This window comes from uncultured Bacteroides sp. (assembly GCF_910578895.1).
Classification (GTDB): Bacteria; Bacteroidota; Bacteroidia; order Bacteroidales; family Bacteroidaceae; genus Bacteroides.
In genome coordinates this window covers 217,319-240,954 of sequence record NZ_CAJTSC010000001.1, presented here as the reverse complement: position 1 = coordinate 240,954, position 23,636 = coordinate 217,319, and the positions used below count along the sequence as shown (strand labels likewise).

At 43.7% G+C, this 23,636-nt stretch carries 14 protein-coding genes; 10 read left to right on the top strand and 4 right to left on the bottom strand.

Annotated features, from left to right (window positions below; translation table 11 throughout):
• Positions 1 to 6: 6 nt before the first annotated feature.
• The 4 genes from QZ327_RS00765 to miaA all read right to left on the bottom strand — a co-directional run bounded on the left by QZ327_RS00765 (position 7) and on the right by miaA (position 5,786).
• Positions 7 to 2,826, bottom strand: a complete 2,820-nt coding sequence (locus tag QZ327_RS00765; RefSeq protein WP_294616280.1) for a pitrilysin family protein — start codon at positions 2,824 to 2,826, stop codon at positions 7 to 9.
• A gap of 76 nt (positions 2,827 to 2,902) precedes the next feature.
• A complete protein-coding gene (gene kdsA / locus QZ327_RS00760) occupies positions 2,903 to 3,703 on the bottom strand; it encodes a 3-deoxy-8-phosphooctulonate synthase (RefSeq protein WP_294616279.1) in 801 nt (266 codons plus the stop codon).
• Positions 3,704 to 3,869: 166 nt separating this feature from the next.
• Positions 3,870 to 4,796: a diacylglycerol kinase family protein gene (locus QZ327_RS00755; protein WP_294616277.1), complete on the bottom strand. Its 927-nt coding sequence runs from the start codon at positions 4,794 to 4,796 to the stop codon at positions 3,870 to 3,872.
• Between the two features lie 69 nt (positions 4,797 to 4,865).
• Positions 4,866 to 5,786 (bottom strand): tRNA (adenosine(37)-N6)-dimethylallyltransferase MiaA, encoded by a 921-nt coding sequence (gene miaA / locus QZ327_RS00750; RefSeq protein WP_294616275.1) that lies wholly within the window; start codon positions 5,784 to 5,786, stop codon positions 4,866 to 4,868.
• A 123-nt stretch (positions 5,787 to 5,909) separates the two neighbouring features.
• Here miaA and QZ327_RS00745 point away from each other — a divergent pair, with 123 nt between their 5' ends.
• The 10 genes from QZ327_RS00745 (at position 5,910) to QZ327_RS00700 (ending at position 23,587) form a co-directional block, all read left to right on the top strand.
• Positions 5,910 to 6,164 (top strand): hypothetical protein, encoded by a 255-nt coding sequence (locus QZ327_RS00745; protein WP_294616274.1) that lies wholly within the window; start codon positions 5,910 to 5,912, stop codon positions 6,162 to 6,164.
• Between the two features lie 918 nt (positions 6,165 to 7,082).
• Positions 7,083 to 8,816, top strand: coding sequence for a glycoside hydrolase family 43 protein (locus QZ327_RS00740; RefSeq protein WP_294616272.1), 1,734 nt, complete (start codon positions 7,083 to 7,085; stop codon positions 8,814 to 8,816).
• A gap of 292 nt (positions 8,817 to 9,108) precedes the next feature.
• On the top strand, positions 9,109 to 12,267 hold the full coding sequence (locus tag QZ327_RS00735; protein WP_294616270.1) for a TonB-dependent receptor: 3,159 nt from the start codon (positions 9,109 to 9,111) through the stop codon (positions 12,265 to 12,267).
• 11 nt (positions 12,268 to 12,278) lie between these two features.
• Complete coding sequence (locus tag QZ327_RS00730) at positions 12,279 to 14,231, top strand: RagB/SusD family nutrient uptake outer membrane protein (RefSeq protein ID WP_294616268.1); 1,953 nt, start codon at positions 12,279 to 12,281, stop codon at positions 14,229 to 14,231.
• 45 nt (positions 14,232 to 14,276) lie between these two features.
• Complete coding sequence (locus QZ327_RS00725; RefSeq protein ID WP_294616266.1) at positions 14,277 to 17,141, top strand: SusC/RagA family TonB-linked outer membrane protein; 2,865 nt, start codon at positions 14,277 to 14,279, stop codon at positions 17,139 to 17,141.
• Positions 17,142 to 17,159: 18 nt separating this feature from the next.
• Positions 17,160 to 18,962: a RagB/SusD family nutrient uptake outer membrane protein gene (locus QZ327_RS00720; protein ID WP_294616264.1), complete on the top strand. Its 1,803-nt coding sequence runs from the start codon at positions 17,160 to 17,162 to the stop codon at positions 18,960 to 18,962.
• Positions 18,963 to 18,991: 29 nt separating this feature from the next.
• Positions 18,992 to 20,038, top strand: a complete 1,047-nt coding sequence (locus QZ327_RS00715) for a DUF5627 domain-containing protein (RefSeq protein ID WP_294616263.1) — start codon at positions 18,992 to 18,994, stop codon at positions 20,036 to 20,038.
• A 60-nt stretch (positions 20,039 to 20,098) separates the two neighbouring features.
• Positions 20,099 to 20,506: a hypothetical protein gene (locus tag QZ327_RS00710; RefSeq protein WP_294616262.1), complete on the top strand. Its 408-nt coding sequence runs from the start codon at positions 20,099 to 20,101 to the stop codon at positions 20,504 to 20,506.
• A gap of 49 nt (positions 20,507 to 20,555) precedes the next feature.
• Positions 20,556 to 22,760, top strand: coding sequence for an endo-1,4-beta-xylanase (locus QZ327_RS00705; RefSeq protein ID WP_294616261.1), 2,205 nt, complete (start codon positions 20,556 to 20,558; stop codon positions 22,758 to 22,760).
• Between the two features lie 77 nt (positions 22,761 to 22,837).
• Positions 22,838 to 23,587 (top strand): hypothetical protein, encoded by a 750-nt coding sequence (locus QZ327_RS00700; protein WP_294616259.1) that lies wholly within the window; start codon positions 22,838 to 22,840, stop codon positions 23,585 to 23,587.
• Positions 23,588 to 23,636: the final 49 nt, after the last annotated feature.

Below are 23,636 nucleotides of genomic sequence, written 5' to 3'. Positions count from 1 at the left end.
GATGTCTTATTTCTTGTCGGGGCTGATCATCGAAACGGTGGTCCGGTTCTTCTGTTTCAGCAGGTCGTCGGCAAATTTCCGTACGTCCTTTGCCGTGATGCTGTTGACGATTTGCTCATAGTCCTTCACCGCATCGATGCCTGCATACAGGTATTCGTCTATGCTGTTCAGCCAGTAGCCGTTTTCCTTCAGGTCTTCGTTGTGCTTCTTCAGCATGTACTCTTTCACTTTGTTCAGGCTGGCTTCATCGGGACCGTTCTTGGCGAAGGCTTCCGCTTCGGCATAGATAATCTTCATCAGTTTCTCCTGTTTTTCGGGAGCCGTATTGAAGAAGATTTGCAGGACGGCTCTCTCGGCAGGATATTTGATGATTTGCCCCATGGGGTATACGCCGTATGTGCCGCCTTCGTCTTCGCGTACCTTCTCCGTATAGATAAGTTCGAGAAGCTGTCCGGTCATGCTCATAAGAATGTCGTTGCGGAGGCTGTATCGGCAGGTGCCGCTGTAGCAGATGAAGTTGTTTACCTTCGGAGTCTCCTGCGTGCGGATGAACTCGTTCTTGTATACGCCCTTGCGCATTGCGATGTGGTTGTCCTTGAACGTCTCTTTGCGGTTGATGGAAGGCAACGCACCTAAGTAGGATTCTATCAGGGGCTTCACGGCTTCCACATCGACATTTCCCACTAAAATGAAGGTAAAGTCGCTGGCGTCCTTGAAGCGGTCTTGATACATGGACAGGATTTTGTCATAATCCATCTTGTCTACCATGTCGGCTTTCATTCTCAGGGTTCTGGGGTGGTTCATGTAGAGGCCGGACGTGATAGAGTCGCGGAAGGAGGAGTTCGGGTTCAAATCCATATTCTGCAGTTCGGCTTTGCTGCGGTTCTTGTAAGATGCGAAGGCGTCATTGTCGCGTCTCGGAGCTGTGAACGTCAGGTAAGTGAGCTGCATCATTGTTTCGAAATCTTTGGGAGAGCAGCTGCCGGCAACGGTTTCTGTCTTGTCGCCGATGCCATAGCTTACGGAAGCCTTTTTGCCTGCCAGGACTTTTTCCAGCTCGATGGCGCTGAAATTGCCCAGACCGCCCAATGCCACCGCATCCAGTCCGTTGATGTTGATGATTTCCGAGTCGGGGAAGAGGGAGCTGCCACCCATGCTTACGCCTTTCATGCGGATTTCGTCAGCTTTGAAGTCGGTCTTCTTGATGATGACCTTGACGCCGTTGGACAATGTCAGCACCGTTGTTCCGAAAATGCCGTCGTTCTTTTCCGAAACGATTTTGCCGCCTTTCGGAGCTTCTTTCATCAAAGGTTCGTCGGAAACCTTGTCCACGTACGGAGTAAGTTTCTCCGCCTTTACTTCTTTCAGCAGATTCAGGATGGTTGCCTCTGTCGGGAGTTTCAGACCCTCTTTCTGAGGACCGAACAGGGCTATCACCTGGTTGCTGTCCGTCACCATCTGTTGCATCATCTGGTTGAGGGCTGCCACCGGAATGTTCGGCGCTATCTGGTTGATGATGGCATATTCGGTGGCAATTCCCGGGATGGGTTCGTTGTCGAGGAAGTGGCGGACGTATTCCTTCACGTAGCTTTCGTTCTTGCGCTTGTCGCGTTCCTGGAAAGCGGATTCCAGATGGCGCAGGTATTCGGCACGGGCACGGTTGTATTCGGTTTCGGTAAATCCGAACTGGCGTGCGCGCTCTATCTCGCGGAGAATGGTTGAAATGCCGTTTTCAATGGCATCTTCCTTGCAGACTACAATGCCGGTGAAGGAATCTTTGGTCTTTGCCACGAAGAAGTCGTCATCGTAGGTCGCTGCATAGATGTAAGGCGGGTTGGCTGCTTGCAGCAACTCGTTCAGACGTGCATTCAGCATGGTGGTGGCAAGGGTTGCCGCATAGTCTTGCATCAGATAGCCTACGTTGCCTTTCTCTTCGCGGGGAGTTGCCTCGTGCTTGTTGAAGATGAAGGCTTGCACGTATGGCTGCTCCTTGTCATTGGTAACCAGTACGATAGGCTCCTTGTTGTCGTTTACAGGATAATATTCGCGCTTGGCGCCGTCCGGTTGGGCGGGAATGTCGGCAAACATCTTTTTAATCAGTGCCTCGATGGCATCCACGTCGATGTCACCCACAACGACTATGCCTTGCAAGTCGGGGCGGTACCATTTCTCATAATAGTCTCTTAAGGTTTGAGGCTTGAAATTCATTACGACATCCATTGTCCCGATGGGGAAACAGTTGGCGTATTTGGTTCCGGCAAACATGGCAGGGAGCATCTTTTCCTGGAAACGCTGCATGGCACTCATGCGTGTGCGCCACTCTTCGTTGATGACGCCGCGCTCCTTGTCTATTTCCTTTGCGTCCAGCGTGAGGTCGTTGCTCCAGTCGTGCAGGATGAGCAGGCAGGAGTCGATGGCTCCGGGAGTGTTGACTGGTACATTGGAGATATTATAGACCGTTTCGTCTATGGAGGTGTATGCGTTCAGGTTCTCGCCGAATTTCACGCCGATACGTTCCAGATACTGTATCAGGGAGTTGCCGGGGAAGTGGGTGGTGCCGTTAAAGCACATGTGTTCGAGGAAGTGGGCAAGACCGCGTTGGTTATCCTCTTCCTGTATGGAACCTACTTTCTGGGCGATATAGAAGTCTGCGCGGTTGGCGGGAAGATTGTTTTTTCGGATATAATAGGTTAATCCGTTGTCCAGTTTGCCGATGCGGACAGCTGGGTCGATAGGAATGGGCGGCAGTTGCTGTGCAGATGCCTGCTGGAAGTTGCAACATACGATCAGTGCGACTATCCATAAGTTACGTAATAAATGTTTCATCATTATTTGGTTTTTAAAATGTTTTACTGTATCTGTCGGAGCGGTAAATGATAAATCACAAAAATACCCTCTCTTTTTATTTGATGGCTTGGCGGATACGTACCAGTTTGGTTAAAAGTCCCTCCAGCAAATCCAGCTTCAGCATGTTGGCACCGTCGCTTTTGGCTACGGCAGGGTTTTCGTGTGTCTCGATGAACAGTCCGTCCGCACCTGTGGCGATGCCTGCCTTTGCTATGGTCTCAATCAGTTGCGGCATGCCGCCGGTGACGCCGCTGGTTTGGTTGGGCTGCTGCAGGGAGTGGGTGACGTCCAGTATGACGGGGAAGCCGAAAGTCTGCATTTCGGGTATTCCGCGGTAATCCACCACAAGATCCTGGTAGCCGAAGGTCGTTCCGCGCTCTGTAATCATAACCTTCCTGTTTCCGGCTTCCACCACTTTGTCGGCTGCAAACTGCATGGCAAGCGGGGAGAGGAATTGCCCTTTCTTTATATTAACGGTCTTGCCGGTCTTGGCGGCGGCTACCAGCAGGTCGGTTTGTCTGCAGAGGAAAGCGGGGATTTGCAGGATATCAACATATTCGGCTGCCATAGCCGCTTCCTCTGCGGCGTGGATGTCTGTCACGGTGGGCACTCCGAACGTGTCGTGTACTTTCTTCAGGATTTTCAGTGCTTTTTCATCGCCTATGCCCGTAAACGAGTCTAAACGCGAACGGTTGGCTTTGCGGTAAGAACCTTTGAAGGCATAGGGGATTTGCAGTTTCCCGGTGATGTTTACTATGCGTTCGGCAATGCGCATTGCCATATCTTCTCCTTCAATCACACACGGGCCTGCCAAGAGAAAGAAGTTTCCGGCAGGATTATTTTTCAGTTCAAGCATACTTTATGGGGTTTTGAATTAGTTATAATTTCAGAATTTCAGATTTCAGAATTTAGATTTCAGAATTTAGATTTCCTGGTTTCAGGGCTTTGGCTTTCGATTTTGAATTTATGAAATCAGAAATCTAAAATCAGAAATCTAAAATTCTGAAACCACGATATCGTTTTTAGGCGGGGATAATCAAGGTTATCGCTTCGTGCAGCACCCCGATGTCCAATGGGAAATGGCGGTCGAGGATACGTCCGTCCAAATCGACGGAAGCGTTCTGTGCACGCAGCACTTTTATCTTTTGGGTGCGATAGGGCTTTACCACTTTATGGTTCAGGATTCTTCCTTCCATCAGCATCCATATCCCTGAAAAGAGTTGCAATAATTCCGGACGATAGATGACCGAAACATCCAGCCAACCGTTGTAGGGCACTGCACTGGGCACCTGGCCGTATCCCCATGTGCTGCCTATGCACACCGTCATGATGCGTCCGCGTATATGTTCACCGTTTATCTTAAGGTGCATGCGATACAGCTTTCGCTCAAATATCAAGGAGATAAATGCCATGAGATAAGAAAGGAACTTTACACCCCAGAAGCGTTTGCATTGGTCGGTGATTTTTACAATCCTGGCTCCGAGTCCAATGTTGATGGCATTGAGGAAATAACGGGTTTTATGCTCTTTGCCGTCGTAGTAGTAGCATGTGCCGACATCTATTTTGCGGCGGCGGTTGTTGATGATGCAATCTACGGCTTCCTTGTATTCCGCGCTCATCCCCCAATATTTGGCAAAGTCATTTCCTATGCCGTTGGGGATAATGCCGACCGCTATGTTTTCTTTATTCTCCGCACCGGAAAGCATGATGCCGTTGATTGCGTCGTTCAGTGCGCCGTCACCGCCTACAACGACAATGGTACGGTAGCCGTTGTTGGCAAGTATGCCCGCCAGACGCTCTACTGAGCCAAACCCTTCGGACTGCACGTAGTCATAAGACACGCCTTTGCCGTCCATATATGCTTTAATCTCTTTCCACCGTTTCTGCACTTTGCGCGTTCCGGCTTTGGGGTTATAGATTACTCCCCATTTATCGGGCTCTACACTCATTTGTCTTTTCCTTTCAATCGGTCCAACATTCTTATATTTGCCGCTTTGTCATCGTTGCCGTCAAAGATACTAAATCTCTTTGAGTTTAGACTTTACAAAGGCTATCTTTTCTTCTATAGGCCATCGGGCGTCTATCCAGTGTATGATAAATCCCCGTCTTTCCATCCCCCGGAACCAGGTCATTTGGCGTTTGGCAAACTGGTGGATGGCTATTTCCAGTTGGCAGAACATTTCGTCGTAGGTCAGTTTGCCGATGACATAAAGTGTCAGGTATTTGTATTCTAATCCGTAGTAGATAAGGTCGTCCGGATGAATGCCTTGCTCTATCAGCCGGCGTACTTCGTCCACCATCCCTTCGTCTAACCGTTGGCGCAGCCGGCGGGTGATTTTGTCTCGGCGGAGTTCACGGTCTATGTCCACACCGATGATGAGGCTGTTCAATTGCGGAAATGAACGTTCGTCTACGGGTGTGTGGGCGTAATATTCTTCAATTTCGATGGCGCGGATAGCACGTTTCACCGTATCCACATCCGTTGTGTTGTGCAGGTTTTTGCAGGTTTTCAATATCTCGGTCAACTCTTCCAGTGATTTGTCTGCCAGACGGCTGCGCAGTTCCGGATTTTCGGGTACGGGCAACAACTTATACCCCTTGAGGACCGATTCCAGATACATTCCCGTTCCGCCACATACAATGGGCTGGCTGCCTTTTTGCCTGATGCTTTCATAAGCGGCTAAGAAATCACGCTGATATTCAAATACGTTGTATTTATATCCCGGGTCGGCTATGTCAATGAGGTGATAAGGTATCTGTTTGCCGTTTACGACATAATCGGCAAGATCTTTACCGGTGCCAAGATCCATGCTCCGGTATATCTGCCGGGAATCGGCGCTGATGATTTCCGTATTGAGTTCTGCTGCCAATGCGGCGGCAAATGGGGTTTTGCCGGATGCTGTAGGCCCTAATATGGCGATTAAATCATAGTCAGGCATATATAATAATGTATATTTGTTAATTCCGGTACAAATATAAATGAAAATCGTGGGAATCTCACACCGGCAGGATAAAGAAAATGTTTTTTCTTTAGAGGAAAGATAAGGCAATTTGCAGGCAGAATGAAAAGAACCGGTTCTTTTCATTTTGTGATGACAGGGCTTTTTCATTTACAGGAGTTAAAGGGAGTTGGAAGGAGTTATCCCCCTTCGGGACAGGAGTTAAAAGCCGGCAGTTATGCCGGGGAACACGACCGGAGAGACTGCACAAACAGACAGGCGGAAGCAGACAAACGGAAACGGACCGGTGAAGAACAAACGGATAAGAACAGGTCGGAGAAATATCCCCGCAAGATATTTATTGTCAGCGGTATATGAGTGCTACATGATTTCTGCGCGGTGGAACTTTATTTCCAGTTAACTGGAAACGCGTTCCCACCGAATTGGAACTACGTTCCCAGCGTACAGGGAACATGTTTCCAATTAAGTGGGAACATCGGAAGAAAAAGAAGCTGTCAGTCACGGGGGAAGGATTTACGGGAGCCGGAGAGGGTTATCGCCCTTCGGGGATAGGGAGTAAAAGCCGATACTTCCGTAAACACATACGAAGAGTGTCGGCTTTAACTTCTTTAAGTCTCTGACTGCTGTATATGAAAGAGCCGTGTTGTGAGGATTCCGCTCTTTCATTGTTTTTATCCGGTTCTTTTCCGGGGGGGATGCTTCTTGTCCTGAATGAAAGGAATACACCGTGAGGGGGCAACTTCTATTTGCATTTACGATATAGAATTGAAAAAGGAAGTAAAAACGAACATACATCTTCTTAAAAGGTGTTATAAAACATATCTTTTTTCTTGGATAATTTGCGGATTTGACAAATGTCCGTATCTTTGCAATGTGTTTTTCATAGTATTAGATTTAAGGTTAACAAAGGTTGGAGTACAGCGGTACTCCTTTTTTTTGCTCTATACTTTTCTGCTTGCTTCTATTTTGTTGTATGGATTGTTCTTTCTTAGTCCCCTTTTGATAATTGATTTTCTTGTCTGTTAAATCTTTGTTTATTAATTTGTTATGTATTTACGTGTTACGTATATAACAAAAAATGTAACATAGTCAAAGAAAGATGTAACGCCATCAAAGAAACATGTAATGTGATTTTTAATGTAGTATAAGTGTGTTTTGTACATTTGCAGCGGAAAAGCCTGCGAAGAATTCTCATATTATGGATGCACAGATATGAAGAACACACATTTCTTTAATATGGCTCGACAATATTATTAATTATAAAATCGAGTTTTGATGAATAAAAAATCTTTTTTCTCTCTTTTATCGGCGTTGGTAGTCTCTGCCGGTACGTTGGGTGGGTTCTCTTCTTGCGGATCGTCCAAGGCGAATGACAAATTGCCCGCTATTAAGGACTCCACAGCTCTTTTCGACTATTTTACTTACAAAGGCAACGATGATTTTTATAATGAAAATCCATTGCCAGATGACGAATCATTCTATAATCCCATTCTGCCCGGTTGGTATTCGGACCCCAGTATATGTACTAATGGAGAAGGAGATTATTTCTTGGTAACCTCTACTTTTACTTTCTATCCGGGTGTGCCTATCTTTCATAGCAAGGATTTGGTGAATTGGAAGCAAGTGGGGCATGTCCTTAATCGTCCGTCGCAGTTGGTCAACATGAAAGGACAGCATGTTAGCGGGGGAATCTTTGCTCCGGCTATTTCATATAATCCTCATAATAAAACGTATTATATGGTGACCACGAATGTGGGTGCCGGTAATTTCTTTGTAAAAACCCAAGATCCGTTCGGTGAATGGTCTGATCCCATTATGTTGCCCGAAGTAGGCGGGATAGACCCTTCTTTCTTCTTTGATGAAGACGGAAAAGCTTATATCGTGAATAATGATGATGCTCCGGATTATAAGCCTGAGTATAGCGGACACCGTACAATCCGTGTACAGGAATTTGATGTGAAGTCGGACAAAACAATCGGTCCCCGTAAAATTCTGGTAAATAAAGGCGTGCACCCGGAAGAAAAACCTATTTGGATAGAGGGACCTCACATGTACAAGATTAATGGAAAATACTTCTTGATGGATGCGGAAGGCGGTACCAGTACTTGGCATTCGGAAGTTATCTTCCGTGGTGATTCTCCGATGGGACCTTTTACTCCGTGGGCAAAGAATCCGATATTGACGCAGCGTCATCTTGATGCGGCACGCCCCAATCCGGTTACTTGTGCCGGTCATGCCGATTTGGTACAAACCAAGGAGGGAGACTGGTGGGCTGTCTTTTTAGCATGCCGTCCTATTGATAATAAGTTCGAGAATTTAGGTCGTGAGACATTTATGATGCCGGTAAGGTGGAGCGAAGACGGCTATCCTTATCTGACACAAGGAGATGAAACCGTGCCTATGATATTGAAACGTCCGGGAGTAAAACGTGATGCCGATGTTACATTTGGTAATTTTGAAGAGACGGAAGATTTTGATAATACCTCTTTAGGAATGCAGTGGATGACGTTGCGTGCTCCTGCTGCCGAACTATATTCTTTGTCGGACACTCCGGGCTTCCTCTCTTTGAAGTGTGCCGGAATCAGTGCTTCGGAAAAAGATACGCCTGCTTTGATTTGCCGCCGTATGCAACATCATAAATTTGAGTCTACTACTCGTATGCTGTTTAATCCTTCTAATGAAAAAGAGAAAGCCGGTATGCTGTTGTTTAAAGATGAACGCCACCAGTATTTTCTTGCTGTAAGTATGGAGGAAGGTAAGAAATTGGTTTCTCTGAGAAAGATTGGAGATTCCGAGCAGGTATTGGCATCTGCTGTTATTCCTGAAGAAACAAAAGATGTTTATCTGAAAGTGGTATCCGGCGGCAGTCATTATGATTTTTATTATTCCTTAAAAGGAGAAGAAGAATGGACATTATTATGTGATGGGGTGGATGCGAATTATCTGTCTACAGCTACGGCAGGTGGATTTACAGGAAGCGTAATCGGGTTGTATGCCATCGGTAAGTAAGTTGATGGTGATTATGTCTTGATGTAATATAGAGAACACTCTTTGTAGCCGGAAGAAAAGTACATGTAATATTTGGTGTAATATAGGAAATATTCTTATAGAATATTTTCTGTATTACGCAATATATTTGTAGTAATAAAACCCCGATACTTAATAATGGTTAGCATTTATTAATCTAATACTAATAACAATTAACAATGAAATGTATGTTTGACGATAGCTAAAGCTATTTTTTGAAATGAAAACTGATTGATGATTAGAGAACAAAGTAGTTTATTAACTTCTTAAACTAATGGTAATGAAAAATGTAAAAGAGAAAATTCAAAAGGCCTCTTACCTGTTTCTGCTTATGCTGTTCAGTTGTCTGACAGTGTCTGCACAAAAGGGGACAACGGTAAGAGGAACTGTCTTTGACAGTAATGGTGAGACAATCATTGGTGCTTCAGTTGTGTTAAAAGGCAATAATTCAATAGGTACAATTTCAGATATAGATGGTAATTTCGTGTTGACTGTGCCCAATGAAAATTCTATTCTTGTTGTTTCATTTGTCGGAATGAAGCCTAAAGAGGTAAAAGCCTCCTCGAAAGGTATAATTAAAGTGACGTTGGATGATGATTCACAACAATTGGAAGAGGTTGTGGTAGTAGGTTATGGACAGCAGAAGAAAGCTTCGGTTGTAGGTGCTATTACACAAACCACAGGTAAGGTACTGGAACGTGCTGCGGGTATTTCCGATATCGGTGCTGCTCTGACCGGTAATTTGCCCGGTGTGGTTACTACTCAAGGTACGGGTATGCCCGGTGAGGAAGAACCGAAGATAACCATTCGCGGTGCGAGCTCATGGAATAATAATGAAGATCCGTTGGTGTTGGTCGATGGTATAGAGCGTCCTATGAGTTCGGTAGATATCAGCTCAGTACAGTCCATTTCCGTATTGAAAGATGCTTCGGCAACTGCCGTTTATGGTGTTAAGGGTGCTAATGGTGTGATTTTGGTTACTACCAAACGCGGTACGGAGGGTAGTGCAAAGATAGATGTAGGTTTCAATGCCACTCTGAAATCTCCTTCAAAGTTGCCTAATAAGTATGATTCTTATGATGCGTTGATGTTCCGCAATACGGCTATCGAACATGAGTTGGCTTTACGTCCGGATTCTTGGGAATATGTCCGTCCTCAATCATTCATCAATAACTATCGTAATCAGACTACTATAGAGCAGAGAGAACGTTATCCTAACGTAGACTGGCAAAAAGCATTGTTTAAAGACAACACGATGTCTTACAGCGCCAATATCAACATTAGTGGCGGTACGAAGTTTGTAAAGTATTTCGCATCTGCCGATTACGTACACGAAGGTGACCTTTTTAGAATTTATGACAATGGTCGTGACTACAACTCCGGTTATGGATACGATCGTATCAATGTACGTAGTAACTTGGATTTTAACATTACGAAAACTACTGTATTGAAAGTAAATCTTGCAGGCTCTAATGCCATCCGTAAAGCTCCGTGGAGTAATACGGGTAACTCGGAATGGCAAATCGGACAACAGTGGTCGGGAGCATACAACATTGCTCCGGATGTATTTCTTCCGCAATATTCGGATGGTAGCTGGGGTATGTATCCATTGGTTTCCAATACCACCAACTCTGCCGAGAACATTTCCTTGGGAGGTACCATGCAACTTACGACAACCCGCATTAATACCGACTTTACATTGGAGCAGGATTTAAAGTTTATAACCAAAGGACTTTCTGCCCGTGCCACCGTTTCTTGGGATAATGTTTTCGTAGAGAACAATCGTGGTATAAATGATTTGTATAACAATGCACAACGTAAATGGATTGATCCGGATACCGGTCAGGTAAGATATGAACAATCTTATGATACCAATAACGGCTTTGACTGGACACAGGGTGTCAATTGGAGTACTTCTCCCGGTACGGTAGACAATGGACAGACGGTTCGTAATCTGTATTACCAGGCACAATTGAACTGGGTACGTAGTTTCGGTAAGCATAACGTGACGGCTATGGGATTGTTTAGCCGCCAGGAAAATGCACGAGGAAGCGTAATGCCTACATATCGTGAAGACTGGGCGTTCCGTACTACTTATAATTATGCCGACCGTTATTTTATTGAATATAATGGTGCATACAACGGTTCTGAAAAGTTTAGTCCGGAAAACCGTTTCGCTTTCTTCAACTCCGGAGCCATCGGTTGGATGATCAGCGAAGAACCTTTTATGAAATTCTTCCGTGAAAAGAAGATTTTAGACATGCTGAAAGTACGTGCTTCTTACGGTGAAATCGGTTCCGACCAGTTGGGTGATCCGTTTGATTCAAGCCGTCGTTGGCTCTATATGAATCAATGGGCGTATGGCGGACATACTTTTATGGATCTTAATCAAAGAGAAAGTATTTATACATGGTATCGTGAGTCTGCTATCGGAAATAAAGATATCCAGTGGGAAGTTGTGAAGAAGTTGAATATCGGTGTTGACTATTCATTCCTTGAGGGTTTACTTGCCGGTAGTATCGAATTTTTCCGTGATGTACGTTCTAATATCTTTGTGTATGGTGGTGACCGTTCTATGCCCTCTTATTTTGGTGGAACTCCGCCTTCTGTCAACAAGGGAAAAATCCGTACAAGCGGTTATGAATTGGAATTGCGTGTCAACAAGACATTTGCCAATGATTTGCGTGTTTGGGGTAACTTCAGTATGACGCATGCAAGAAACAAGGTGCTTGTTAAAGACGACCAGGCATTACGTCCTGCCTATCAGAAAGCTGCCGGTCACGGTGTAAATCAATATAATTCCTATATTGATGCCGGTTTCATTCAAAATTACGACCAACTGTTTGGTGCTCCTGCCCATGATGCCAATGATTCTCAGAAATTGGTGGGCGACTACTACATTGTCGATTTCAACGGTGATGGTGTGATAGACAATAAAGACCAGGCTCCTTACGGATATACAAGTTCTCCCGAGAATACATTTAATGCCACAGTCGGATTTGAATGGAAAGGTTTCAGCGCTTTTGCACAATTCTATGGTGTGACTAACGTGACCCGTGATGTTGCCCTTAATAGTTTTGGCAGCAAACTGAACACCGTATTCGATAATGGTACATGGTGGTCGAAAAATACTCCTAATGCCGATGTGGTTGTTCCCCGTTGGAACTCTACACCGAGTTATAACGATGGTACCCAGTTCTTATACGACGGTTCTTATGTTCGTCTGAAGAACGTAGAGTTGGCATATACTTGGAATAAGGGGTGGATTAAGAAACTTGGTTTAGGTAATCTGAAGATTTATCTCAATGGTAATAATCTTTGGTTATGGACACGTATGCCCGATGACCGCGAAGCCAATCTTTCCGGAGCCGGTTATTTAGGTGCTTATCCTACAGTGAAACGTTACAACTTAGGTATTAAATTCACATTATAATAATGTACAAAATGAAATATAATACATATAAAACTCTTTTTTATGCAGGTCTTCTGTCTCTTTCAGTAGGACTTGGCACGACATCCTGCGAAGATTATTTGGACAAAAGTCCGGAATCTACGGTGTCCGAAGAAGATGCGTTCAAGAATTACCGTAATTTTCAAGGATTCATAGAGGAAATATACAATTGTATACCTGATAAGGAAAAGTGTAACTACTGTACATCTTGGAACTGGGGTGACGATGAACTTTTTAATTCTATGGGCGATGCACACATGACACATCAGGCCGATTTGGGTAATTTCCGTGCTTGGCAAAGTAATGGTCAATGTTGGCTATACAGAAATCCCAGTAATCCCACTTCTACCAACGCGTTTGACCATTCTTTGTGGCCGCACTCTTGGTATTGCATCCGTAAGGCTAATGTAGGTCTGGCTAATTTGGATAAATTGGTTGGCACCCAAGAAGAAAAAAACTTGATTGCCGGTCAGCTCTATTTCTTTCGTGCATGGTGGCACTTTGAGTTGATGACTTATTGGGGTGGTTTGCCCTATATCGATCAAGTGTTTGATGCGGGTCAAGAATTGACTTTACCACGACTGAGTTATCAGGAATGTGCGGATAAAGCTGCTGCCGATTTCCGTCGTGCCGCCGATTTGTTGCCTATCGATTGGGATAAAACATCTACAGGTAAAGCTACAGAGGGTAAAAACCAATTGCGTATTAATAAGATTATGGCGTTGGGATATCTTGGTAAAAACTATCTGTGGGCAGGAAGTCCTTTGATGAAGAACGGCGCACAACTTGGTGGAACTAATACCTATAATTACGATGAGGAATATTGTAGAAAAGCCGCGCAAGCATTCGGAGAATTGTTGGATTTGGTAGAGGGTGGACAGACACAATATGCACTTGCTGAATTTGATTACAAGAACATTTATGACCATGAAAAGGCAAACGGTGCAAAGAACTGTTACTCTGACATTTTTTATACCCGCCGTCAAGGCTGGTTGATGCCCGGATCGACAGAGGCTATATTCCGTGGACCTTCCGGAAGTGGTGGAAATGCCAATAACAGTAACTGGAATATGGCGAAAATATGGGGACCGAAAGTTGCGGGACTCGTTGCTCATGATAAAATCATACATTTGCCGACTGCCAATCTTGTAGCAATGTATGGAATGAAGAACGGTCTTCCTATTGATGATGATAATTCGGAATTTGATGAAAGACATCCGTTTAAGGATAGAGACCCGCGTTTCTATCATGATATCGTATTCGATGGTTTCCGTTATGTCATTGCGGAAGACAAGTTGTCTGATGCACAAAAGCCTTATGCTTATTGTGACCTTTCTACAGGTGCGGATATGCGTTCTGCGGACCTTGGAAGCCGTACCGGTTATTTCTTCCAAAAATTTGTTCCCCATACTTGTAATGAAGGTGATAAGGAATATGACTGGGGTAGTAACTTGCATACTTACTTGCCGTACATGCGCTTGGCTGATATTTATTTGATGTATGCCGAAAGTTGTGCGGTACTTGGCGGTCCGTCTGCCAAGTCGGATAACTGTTCGTTGACAGCTCTTGAGGCAATCAATAAGATTCGTACCCGTTGCGGTGCGGAAGGAGTTCATTCTTCTTATTTGGCAGACAATAAAAAGTTCATGGATGAAATCCGTCGCGAACGTGCTGTGGAACTTGCTATGGAAGGTTTCCGTTTCAACGACCTTCAACGCTGGCTGCTGCTTACGGAAGCTCCCTATACAGAAAAGTATTCTGTTGAGTTCGACCGTGTGGAAAGTCCGGAGTTTTATAGAACGAACGATCCTGCGGAGGCGGAAGTTGCCAACTATCGTCATGAATTGATTGTGAAGCGTGTGTTTGGGACAAAGCATTACTGGTTCCCCTTACCCGATGATGATGTATATCTCTATCCTGAATTCGAACAGAATCCCGGTTGGTAATTGTGGAAAAACGACAAAGTATGTTTAACAATAAATGAATAAACAATGAAATATATACAAGCAAGATTCATTCTCTGTGCTATGCTGGCCGCTTCTCCGATGTTTGCCGGTGCTCAGGCTACAGATTGGAATGAAACCGATTCATTGGCAAACAAAGAAGACCAAATGGTGCAGGTGGCTTTTCGCAAGGTAGCTCAGAAAGACCTGTTGGGTGGCGTCTCTGTAGTCAATGTAGAGGAACTTACGAAAAAGAATTATAATACCTATACCTTGGACAATATGCAAGGCTATGTAGGTGGTTGGAACGGTAACTCATTGTGGGGAATGGATGGTGATAATGCCGGCTATTTGGTTTTGGTTGACGGTGTGCCCCGTGATATCAACAATGTGATGCCTTCCGAAATATTTCAGATTTCATTCTTGAAAGGTGCGCAGGCTGTAGTGCTTTATGGTAGCAAAGCTGCCAAAGGCGCGATAGTGATTACCACCAAACGCGGTAATACGGAAGGACTGAACGTAAGTGTCAGAGCCAACACCGGATTTCATGTAGCTAAGGCATATCCTGAATATTTGGGCTCTGCCGAATATATGACTCTTTACAATGAAGCTCTTTTGAATGATAATCCTGCCGCGAACCCTCTTTATACTGCAGAGCAGATTTATAACCACGGTTCGGGACTGAATCCTTATCGTTATACCAATATCGATTACTATTCTTCAGATTATGTAAAGAAAGCGTATAACCGTTCGGAAGTAACGGCAGAGATAACCGGCGGCGGCAAACGTGCGCGTTTCTACAGTAATGTGAGCTATTACCGTAATGGCGATTTTCTTGATTTCGGTGAGGCTAAGAATAACATGAACGACCGTTTCAATGTACGTGGTAATGTGGATGTGGATATCAATAGCTTTATCAGCGCCTATATCAATGCGAACGCTACATTCTATAATTCGAAAACCGCTAAGGGAGATTATTGGAATGCTGCAGCGACAATGCGTCCTAATTTCCCGCAAAACGCGGCTCCGCTTATTCCTTTGGATCTGATTGATCCTAACGCTTCGGGTGTGTGGGAATTGCTGGGTACTACTTCCAATATTATCGATGGTAAATATTTCCTTGCCGGTAGCCAGGCAAATCCTACCAATGCGTTTGCCGATGGTTATGCAGCGGGAAGCAGTAAGTGGACCAGCCGTCAGTTTCAGTTCGATACAGGCGTGAATGTCAATTTGGATAAAGTGTTGAAGGGGCTCTCTTTCAATGCAATGTTCGCGGTAGACTATGCCACCTCTTATACCACTTCTTTTGACAATAAGTATGCGGTCTTCATCCCTACTTGGGCTAATTATGGCGGAAAGGATGTGATTGTGGCGTTGACTAAGGAAGGCAACGATGAAAAGCCCGGAACCCAAAATGTCGGTGGCAGTGCCGACAAGCAGACGGTTGCTTTCTCCGGACAATTCAACTATCAGAACACATTCAAAAAGCATCATAATGTATCGGCGATGCTTATAGCCAACGGTTATCAGCAGACGGTTGCCGGTCAATATCATCGTATCAGTAATGCTAATCTGGCATTGCAGATGGGTTACAATTATCAGCAACGTTATTATGCCGATTTTGGCGCGGCATTAATTCACTCTGCCAAGCTTGCCGAAGGACATCGTCAGGCTCTTTCTCCTTCACTGACATTGGGATGGCGTTTGAGTGGCGAGAACTTTTTGAAGGACTCTCCGGTTGTTGATGATTTGATGTTCAGTGTGTCCGGTAGTATTCTTAATCAGGATATCGACCTGGTGATGGGTGATAAGGAATTCTATCTTTACGAATCGGTATGGACTCAAAACGACGGTTATGCCTGGTATGATGGTCCGGCGGGCAAATACACCATCTCTACAAGAGGGCAGAATAATGACCTGTCGTTTATCAAGCGTAAAGAGTTTTCTGCGAACTTGAGAACATCGTTGTGGAACAGATTGATAACAGCGGATGCTTCGTTCTTTATCAATTCTACCGAAGGATATCTGATAAATCAGCCCACTTTCTTCCCGTCACATCTTAATACGGGTTATCCGGCTGCGTCGTTCATGGCTGTAATGAACTATAACAATAACCGCCGTATAGGCTTCGATTTCAGTGTGAATGCCAACAAGCGTTTCGGCGAGGTTGATTTGTCATTGGGCGTATCGGGAACATATTATGATACCAAAGTCACCAAACGTGACGAGATTTACGATGACGCCTACCGCTATCGCGAAGGCAAACCCATTGATGGCGTTTGGGGACTTCAAAGTGCAGGACTTTTCCAGAGTGAAGAGGAGATAAAAGACAGTCCTGAACAAAAATTGGGCAGCACTGTTCGTCCCGGCGACATTAAATATGTAGACCAGAACAATGATGGTGTTATTGATGAGAAAGATGAAATCTATTTGGGTAAAGGAGGATGGTATGGTGCGCCTTTCACACTCGGCATTAATCTGACTGCTAAGTGGAGAAACTTTACATTCTTTGCTTTGGGTACAGGTGGTTTCGGTTCTTATGGCATGAAGAACAGTTCTTACTATTGGATAGATGGAGATGATAAGTATTCTGCCATAGTCCGCAATCGTTGGACGGAAGCAACTGCCGCTACTGCAACATATCCGCGTCTGTCTGCTACAAGCTCAAGCAATAACTTCCGCTCTTCAGACTACTGGCTGTATAAGGCAAACCGTTTCGATTTGGCGAAAGTACAGATTACTTACGATTTGCCCAAACGAGTATTACGCAATACCTTTATCAACGAGTTTTCTGCTTATGTAAGCGGGGCAAATCTGCTTACTATCTCGAAAGAGCGTAAACACATGGAAATGAACGTGGGCAGCGCACCGCAGACCCGGTTCTACAATATTGGTGTAAAAGCAGTATTTTAATTAAAAAAACTGGAACAAATGAAACTAAGAAATATCATATTATCTACAGTTCTGTTAGCCACTCTCTCCGCTTGTGAGGATCTTTTCGAACCTGCCAAGGAGAATAATCGTGGTGTTGAGGAGATGCTTACCGATCCCAATTATGCCGTCGGCTTGTTGGGATATGGTTATGCCATGTTGCCTTACGAAAACGTCAGTGTATCCGATGTTGCCACTGACGATGCTGTGACTAATGACAAGGAAAGCAGCTATTCCAAAATGGCTCTCGGTTCATGGGCTTCAAATAATAATCCTATGGAACAATGGCAAGCCCGCAAAGCTGCTATACAATACCTCAATACCTTTTTAGGCATTGTTGACCAGGTGAGTTGGGCAAATAACGAGGTTACGAATAAAATGTTTATAGACAAGCTCAGCGGAGAGGCTTATGCGCTTCGTGCCCTAAACTATTACTATTTGCTGATGGCTCATGGCGGTTGGACGGAAGACGGACAACTGTTGGGTGTGCCGATGCTTTTCGAGCCGGAAGGCAGTTCTTCCGATTTTAATCAGGCACGTGCTCCTTTCAGCGAGTGTGTAAAATCGATTTTTAAGGATTTGGAACTGGCATCCGAACTCTTGCCGTTGGAGTATGAAAATATCGGTAGTGACGCTGAGGTGCCTGCCAAGTATAAAGAAATCGGTGCTAAATTAGGAAACTATAACTTGGTTTTCGGTACCTACCAGCGCGGTCGTGTCACTGCCAAAATAGCTGAAGCTATCAAGGCACAAGTGGCATTACTTGCTGCCAGTCCTGCGTATAGAGACGGCTCGGAAGTTACTTCGGAAACTGCTGCGAAGTATGCGGCGACGGTATTGAACCGTATCGGTGGAACAGCAGGTCTTGACCAAAGAGGCAATACCTGGTACATGAATACGGACGAACTGGATAACTTAGGTTCGGGTGCGGTTACTGCCGAAATACTTTGGAGAGGTAACAAGAGCATCGGAACAGAAGACTGGGATATAGGTATCAAGCAGGAGAAAGATAATTTCCCGCCTACACTTTATGGTAGCGGACGTATTAATCCTACTCAGAATTTGGTGGATGCCTTCCCTATGGCAAATGGTTATCCTATTACCGATAAGGCTAATAGCGGTTATTCGGAAAACGATCCTTATACCGGACGCGATCCTCGTTTGGCTAAGTATATTCTGTTCAACGAAGCCAAATTCAAGGATAAAGTTATTGTTACCGGTCTCTATCCCGATGCGGATAAAAAGCAAGACAATGGTTTGAACCAATTGAATACTTCCACACGTACGGGTTATTATATGCGTAAATTGTTACGTGAGGATTGTAGCGTTAATCCCAATTCATTGAATGCCAAGTACCATATTCCGGTTCGTATCCGTTATACTGAGATATTCCTTGCTTATGCCGAAGCGGCAAATGATGCTTGGGGACCGACGAAGAAGGGCGGCAATGCTTACAGCGCTTATGATGTAATCAAGGCAATCCGTGTTCGTGGCGGAGTAGACCAAAACGATGCATACCTGGAGAGCATCAAGGAAGATAAGGATAAGATGGCACAACTTATTCGTAACGAGCGCCGTATAGAACTCTGTTTTGAGAACAAACGCTTCTGGGATATCCGCCGTTGGAAAATGCCTCTGGAAGAGAAAGCTAAGGGCATGCAGATAGAAAAAGTAGGTGACGACCTGAGTTACAAGGTAATTGATGTAGAAGATAGAAACTATAAAGATTATATGTATTATGGTCCTATTCCTTACGGTGAAATGTTGAAGTGGAGTAATCTGCAACAAAATAAGGGATGGTAATCTCATTATTATAAAATGCAAAAAAGAATATGGAAATGAAACTGAATAAATTAGTATCTATAATTGCCTTAGGTGGCTTGGCGTTTGCTTTTTCTTCATGTGAGAATGCGGATAAATCTTTTCCCGATTACGAAGGGGGTACTTCCGTGTACTTTGCCTACCAGTATCCGATACGTACGATAGTGCTTGGCAATGATGAGGTTGTGGACAATACTCCCGACCGTCAGCACAAATGTGCCATCTATTCCACTATGGGAGGGGCATACAGCGGTAAAAATATTACCGTAGATATTGCCGTAGACAATACGCTTTGCGACAACCTCTTTTTTGAGGACGGAACGCCTGTATTGCCTATGCCATCCGATTATTACACGTTGGGCGGCGATAAAATCAATTACAATGGCGCGCTTTGGGGAAATGTGGAGGTACAGCTCACCGATGCTTTCTTTGCTGATGAAAAGGCGTTGGGATGTAATTATGTCATTCCGGTGGTAATGAAAGGACAAACCGGTGCAAACCGCATCCTCACGGGTACTCCTTTGATTGAGGGTGATACACCTGTACGTACCAATTCCGATTATTGGAGCGTATTGCCTAAAGACTACGTCCTCTATTGTGTAAAATACATGAATCCGTGGCATGCTTTTTATCTGCGTCGCGGCGTAGACAAGATTACGGAAAACGGAACGGTTACAACTTCCGTACGCCATGCGCAGACTGTAGAAAAGGATGAAGTTTGCGGCATTACTACCCGTTCGCTGAATACGGCGGTTTTCCCTGTCAGCACAAATACTGCTGATGGTACAACCATGAAGTGCGATTTGTTGCTGACTTTCAATGACGACAACGAATGTACCATCACTTCGGGCACAACAGGAATTACCGCAACTGGTTCCGGTAAGTTTGTAGAAGACGGAGAGAAAAAAGCTTGGGGAAATAAAGATCGTGATGCTATTTATCTCGAATATAATGTAAATTTCGGAATCAAGGAAGTCGCAACGAAAGATACATTGGTACTGCAGACACGCGGAACTAATAAGATGGAGGTATTTACTCCTAAGTATAAAGCTAATTAAATGGAAACGTTTAAACGACCAATTGACATAATGTTAGATAATAACTAAAAACATTCAATCATGAAAAGATTTTTAATATTTATATTTTTATGTCTTCCTCTTCTGCTTTGTGCACAAAGCGGACCGACTGTCAATATCACGGGAAGTTATACCGCAGTGTTATACGACCCTTATACGCCTCCTATAACGGCTGAGTTGGATAACCGGATGTCACTGAATGCCTTGTCCGGATTCATCCATATTGTAATGGACGTGCCGGATAGTTCATTACATTACGAATGGGAAGCTTATTCTTCGGATGGTTCGGAGGTTTCTTTGCAATATTCCGGATTGCATAATGAGCGTTATCTGAACTTGAACGGTACGCCCAGAAGTGTAACCATACGTGTGTTGTTGAAGAAGGATACAGATCCGAATTATGTGGTGAATTATAGGAGTTTTACATTTACCACTTATCGTTACCCTTAATTGCATATTGATGAAAAGAATAAGAAATATGTTAATAAATGATTATACAATGAAAACAATTAAATACTCATTATCCTTGGGCTTATTGCTGTCGCTTGCCTCTTGTGCCGATGACCAAATCGTTGACTTCAAGACTGAGAAGCCGGAAAGTATAGCCCAATATGAATATCTCAATGCTTACGATGCATTGAAAACATATATAGACAGAAGTGCAAGTCCCGACTTTAAGTTGGGAATTGCACTGTCGGCGAGTGATTTTCTGAAAGGAGAAATGGTACATGCTATGGCCATCTCCAATTTCGATGAGATGACGGCAGGTAATGCCATGAAATACGCTTCGTGTGTAAACGATAAAGGTGATATGGATTTTGCGACTGTGGAAAAATTTGTTTCTGCAGCTCAAGCAGCCGGAATGACCATTTATGGACATACATTGGCTTGGCACGCACAGCAGAATAATAAGTATCTGAATTCATTGATTCAACCGATTATTATTCCTGGAGTACCTGATGTATCGGGGAATAAATATCTGCATATTGTTAATCCAACAGCGGCAAATAATTGGGATGGTCAGCTATATTGTAAACTGTTAAGTAATTTGCAGCAAGGTCAAAAATACAATTTATCTTTTCGTGCTAAAGCAGAAAATCCATTTAAGCTGAATCTTTGGGTGATGACTGCTGGCTCGGAAGACAAATATGGAATTCCTGAAGTAGGTATTTCTGATGAATGGGATGATTATTCTGTCTCTTTTACTCCCGATTATGAAAATGGTCAAAACCTTAAACTTGTTTTTGGACATTATGCCGGGTGGTGGGATATAGACAACATGGTTTTGACAGCCGATGGAGACACTGAAAATCTGATAGATAATGGTGACTTTGAGACTGGAGAAACTACAAATTGGGAAAAATATGCGTGGCATGCTTTTACCTATTCTGTTGAAACCGAAAGTTCGGGTGGTGGCAGTGGTGGTTATTGTTTGAAGATAACAAATACTGTGAAACAAACGGATAATTGGAGAGCTCAAGCATGGTATAAGTTGAGTGAACCTTTATCGGCGGGGGTTGAATACACTTTAACTGCTATGGGCAAGGCTTCTGATCCTTATTCTTCTGCTGTCTTTTTACAATGTGAGGCTACAGGTGCTCAAGAGTATAAGCCATCTTTGGTTTTTGGGCAAACATGGGAAGAGGTCAAGATTTCATTTACTTTAGACGGTAGTGATAAAGACAAAGTAACATTGAATTTTGGGGATTTTGTTGGAACATTATTTTTGGATAATGTTAAACTTGTAGAGTCAGGAAGTAATAAAAACCTGATTGATAATAGCGACTTTGAAGCTGGTAACGCAAATGGATGGAATAGTAACGGTTATCATTCTTTGTCTAGCGAGGGAGAAGGGTATGTTTCCGGTGGAACTCCTGATCAGATTATAGAGAAGACTCCCGAGGAAAAGAAAGAATATCTTACAGAGGCTATGAACAGTTGGGTAGAGGGTATGATGAAAGCTACAGCTGGTTATGTAACTACTTGGGATGTAGTGAACGAAGCTATTTCCGGTGCCGGTAAAGAAGAATTCTATCCTTTGCAGTCTGCCAGCAACGTTTCTGCTGAGGATGCTAAGAACAATTTCTATTGGCAAGACTACTTGGGTAGCGAAGATTACGTTCGTATTGTAGTGGCTGCTGCCCGTAAGTATTATGCAGAAAATGGCGGTACTGCTCCTTTGAAGCTCTTTGTCAATGACTACAATTTGGAATCATGGTGGGACGGTAACAAGAAAGCACAGAGCTTGGTACATTGGATTAAGACATGGGAAGCTGATGGTGTAACTAAGATTGATGGTATCGGTACACAGATGCACGTCAGCTATATATTGAAAGAAGAAGACCAAAAAGCTCAAGAAGATGCCATTGTCAAGATGTTTCAAATATTGGCAGAAAGTGGCAAGTTGATTAAGATTTCTGAACTGGATATGGGTGTTGTGGATAAAGCTTTCGGTACAGCTTTGAAGACGGAGGATGTTACTTTTGAGCAATACCTCAAAATGGCGGAATTCTATCGCTTCATTATTTCCAAGTACTTCGAGATTATTCCTGTTGCCCAGCAGTATGGTATCACGCAATGGTGTGCCACCGATAGCCCTACCGATTCTGGTTGGAGAGGTGGTGAACCTGTGGGACTTTGGGATCTGGATTATAATCGCAAGCCGACTTATGCAGGTTTTGCTGATGGTTTGGCTGGAAAATAATAGAGTTTTATAAGAAAAGGCAGCGGGGCATAATATGAAACCGCTGCCTTTATTGTTTCAATAAAAATCAGATAGCGATGAAAAACATATTATTTATTTTGAGTTTGGTCATAGGGTGTGGTTGTAGTAATGAAATACCTTTTGATACTAATAGGGCAGAAGATATGGTTGCTACAAGGGTTGCAAATTTAGATGAATATTCATTTGAAATTTATGGTGGAGCGCTGTCAGCTTACTACCAATATGATTGTAAGGGTAATTTGGAAAAAGTAATGCCTGCCATGGTTTCATTTCATAGGGGTGATAATAACAGTATTGAACCAATTATACCTCAGGTTTTAACTAAACCTGTTTGGATAGATAGTATTGCACATAAAGCTACTATGTATAATGGTATGTTTGCGGTGTATGTATATATGCAAAATAATATTTCTTCAAAAGAAAGAAGTGGGGATATTGTGTGGCAACAACCAGAATCTAATAAAATCTTATCTATCAAAATTGTACAAGAGGCAGGTAATAATCATATAATGATTGCTGTGAGAGAATCTTATAAGAATCATCCTGTCTTTACTGCCACCACAACTTATCCCGTAAAAAAAGATATAAGTTGTAGGATTCCGTACGAAGCATACAATGATGGGGGAAAGTATGACAGTAATGCATCAATCACTATTCCGAAAGGAGAAACGAAAGGAACTTACGAAATGGATTATAATGGTTCCCCGTTAGTTGATTATCATGGTGATATAAAAGGCTATAAACTATATGAAGGAACTACTACAGGAGATGATATTTATACCTATAGTTTTGTTCGCTATTGGTGATATTATAATAAACAGGTCTGTTGGGGCTTTCCATTTAGTATGTAACGTC

Excerpts from the sequence above, each read along its gene's own strand:
- QZ327_RS00765 (WP_294616280.1), bottom strand. The coding sequence starts at position 2,826 with ATGAAACATTTATTACGTAACTTATGGATAGTCGCACTGATCGTATGT.
- kdsA (WP_294616279.1), bottom strand. The coding sequence starts at position 3,703 with ATGCTTGAACTGAAAAATAATCCTGCCGGAAACTTCTTTCTCTTGGCA.
- QZ327_RS00755 (WP_294616277.1), bottom strand. The coding sequence starts at position 4,796 with ATGAGTGTAGAGCCCGATAAATGGGGAGTAATCTATAACCCCAAAGCC.
- miaA (WP_294616275.1), bottom strand. The coding sequence starts at position 5,786 with ATGCCTGACTATGATTTAATCGCCATATTAGGGCCTACAGCATCCGGC.
- QZ327_RS00745 (WP_294616274.1), top strand. The coding sequence starts at position 5,910 with ATGAAAAGAACCGGTTCTTTTCATTTTGTGATGACAGGGCTTTTTCAT.
- QZ327_RS00740 (WP_294616272.1), top strand. The coding sequence starts at position 7,083 with ATGAATAAAAAATCTTTTTTCTCTCTTTTATCGGCGTTGGTAGTCTCT.
- QZ327_RS00735 (WP_294616270.1), top strand. The coding sequence starts at position 9,109 with ATGGTAATGAAAAATGTAAAAGAGAAAATTCAAAAGGCCTCTTACCTG.
- QZ327_RS00730 (WP_294616268.1), top strand. The coding sequence starts at position 12,279 with ATGAAATATAATACATATAAAACTCTTTTTTATGCAGGTCTTCTGTCT.
- QZ327_RS00725 (WP_294616266.1), top strand. The coding sequence starts at position 14,277 with ATGAAATATATACAAGCAAGATTCATTCTCTGTGCTATGCTGGCCGCT.
- QZ327_RS00720 (WP_294616264.1), top strand. The coding sequence starts at position 17,160 with ATGAAACTAAGAAATATCATATTATCTACAGTTCTGTTAGCCACTCTC.
- QZ327_RS00715 (WP_294616263.1), top strand. The coding sequence starts at position 18,992 with ATGGAAATGAAACTGAATAAATTAGTATCTATAATTGCCTTAGGTGGC.
- QZ327_RS00710 (WP_294616262.1), top strand. The coding sequence starts at position 20,099 with ATGAAAAGATTTTTAATATTTATATTTTTATGTCTTCCTCTTCTGCTT.
- QZ327_RS00705 (WP_294616261.1), top strand. The coding sequence starts at position 20,556 with ATGAAAACAATTAAATACTCATTATCCTTGGGCTTATTGCTGTCGCTT.
- QZ327_RS00700 (WP_294616259.1), top strand. The coding sequence starts at position 22,838 with ATGAAAAACATATTATTTATTTTGAGTTTGGTCATAGGGTGTGGTTGT.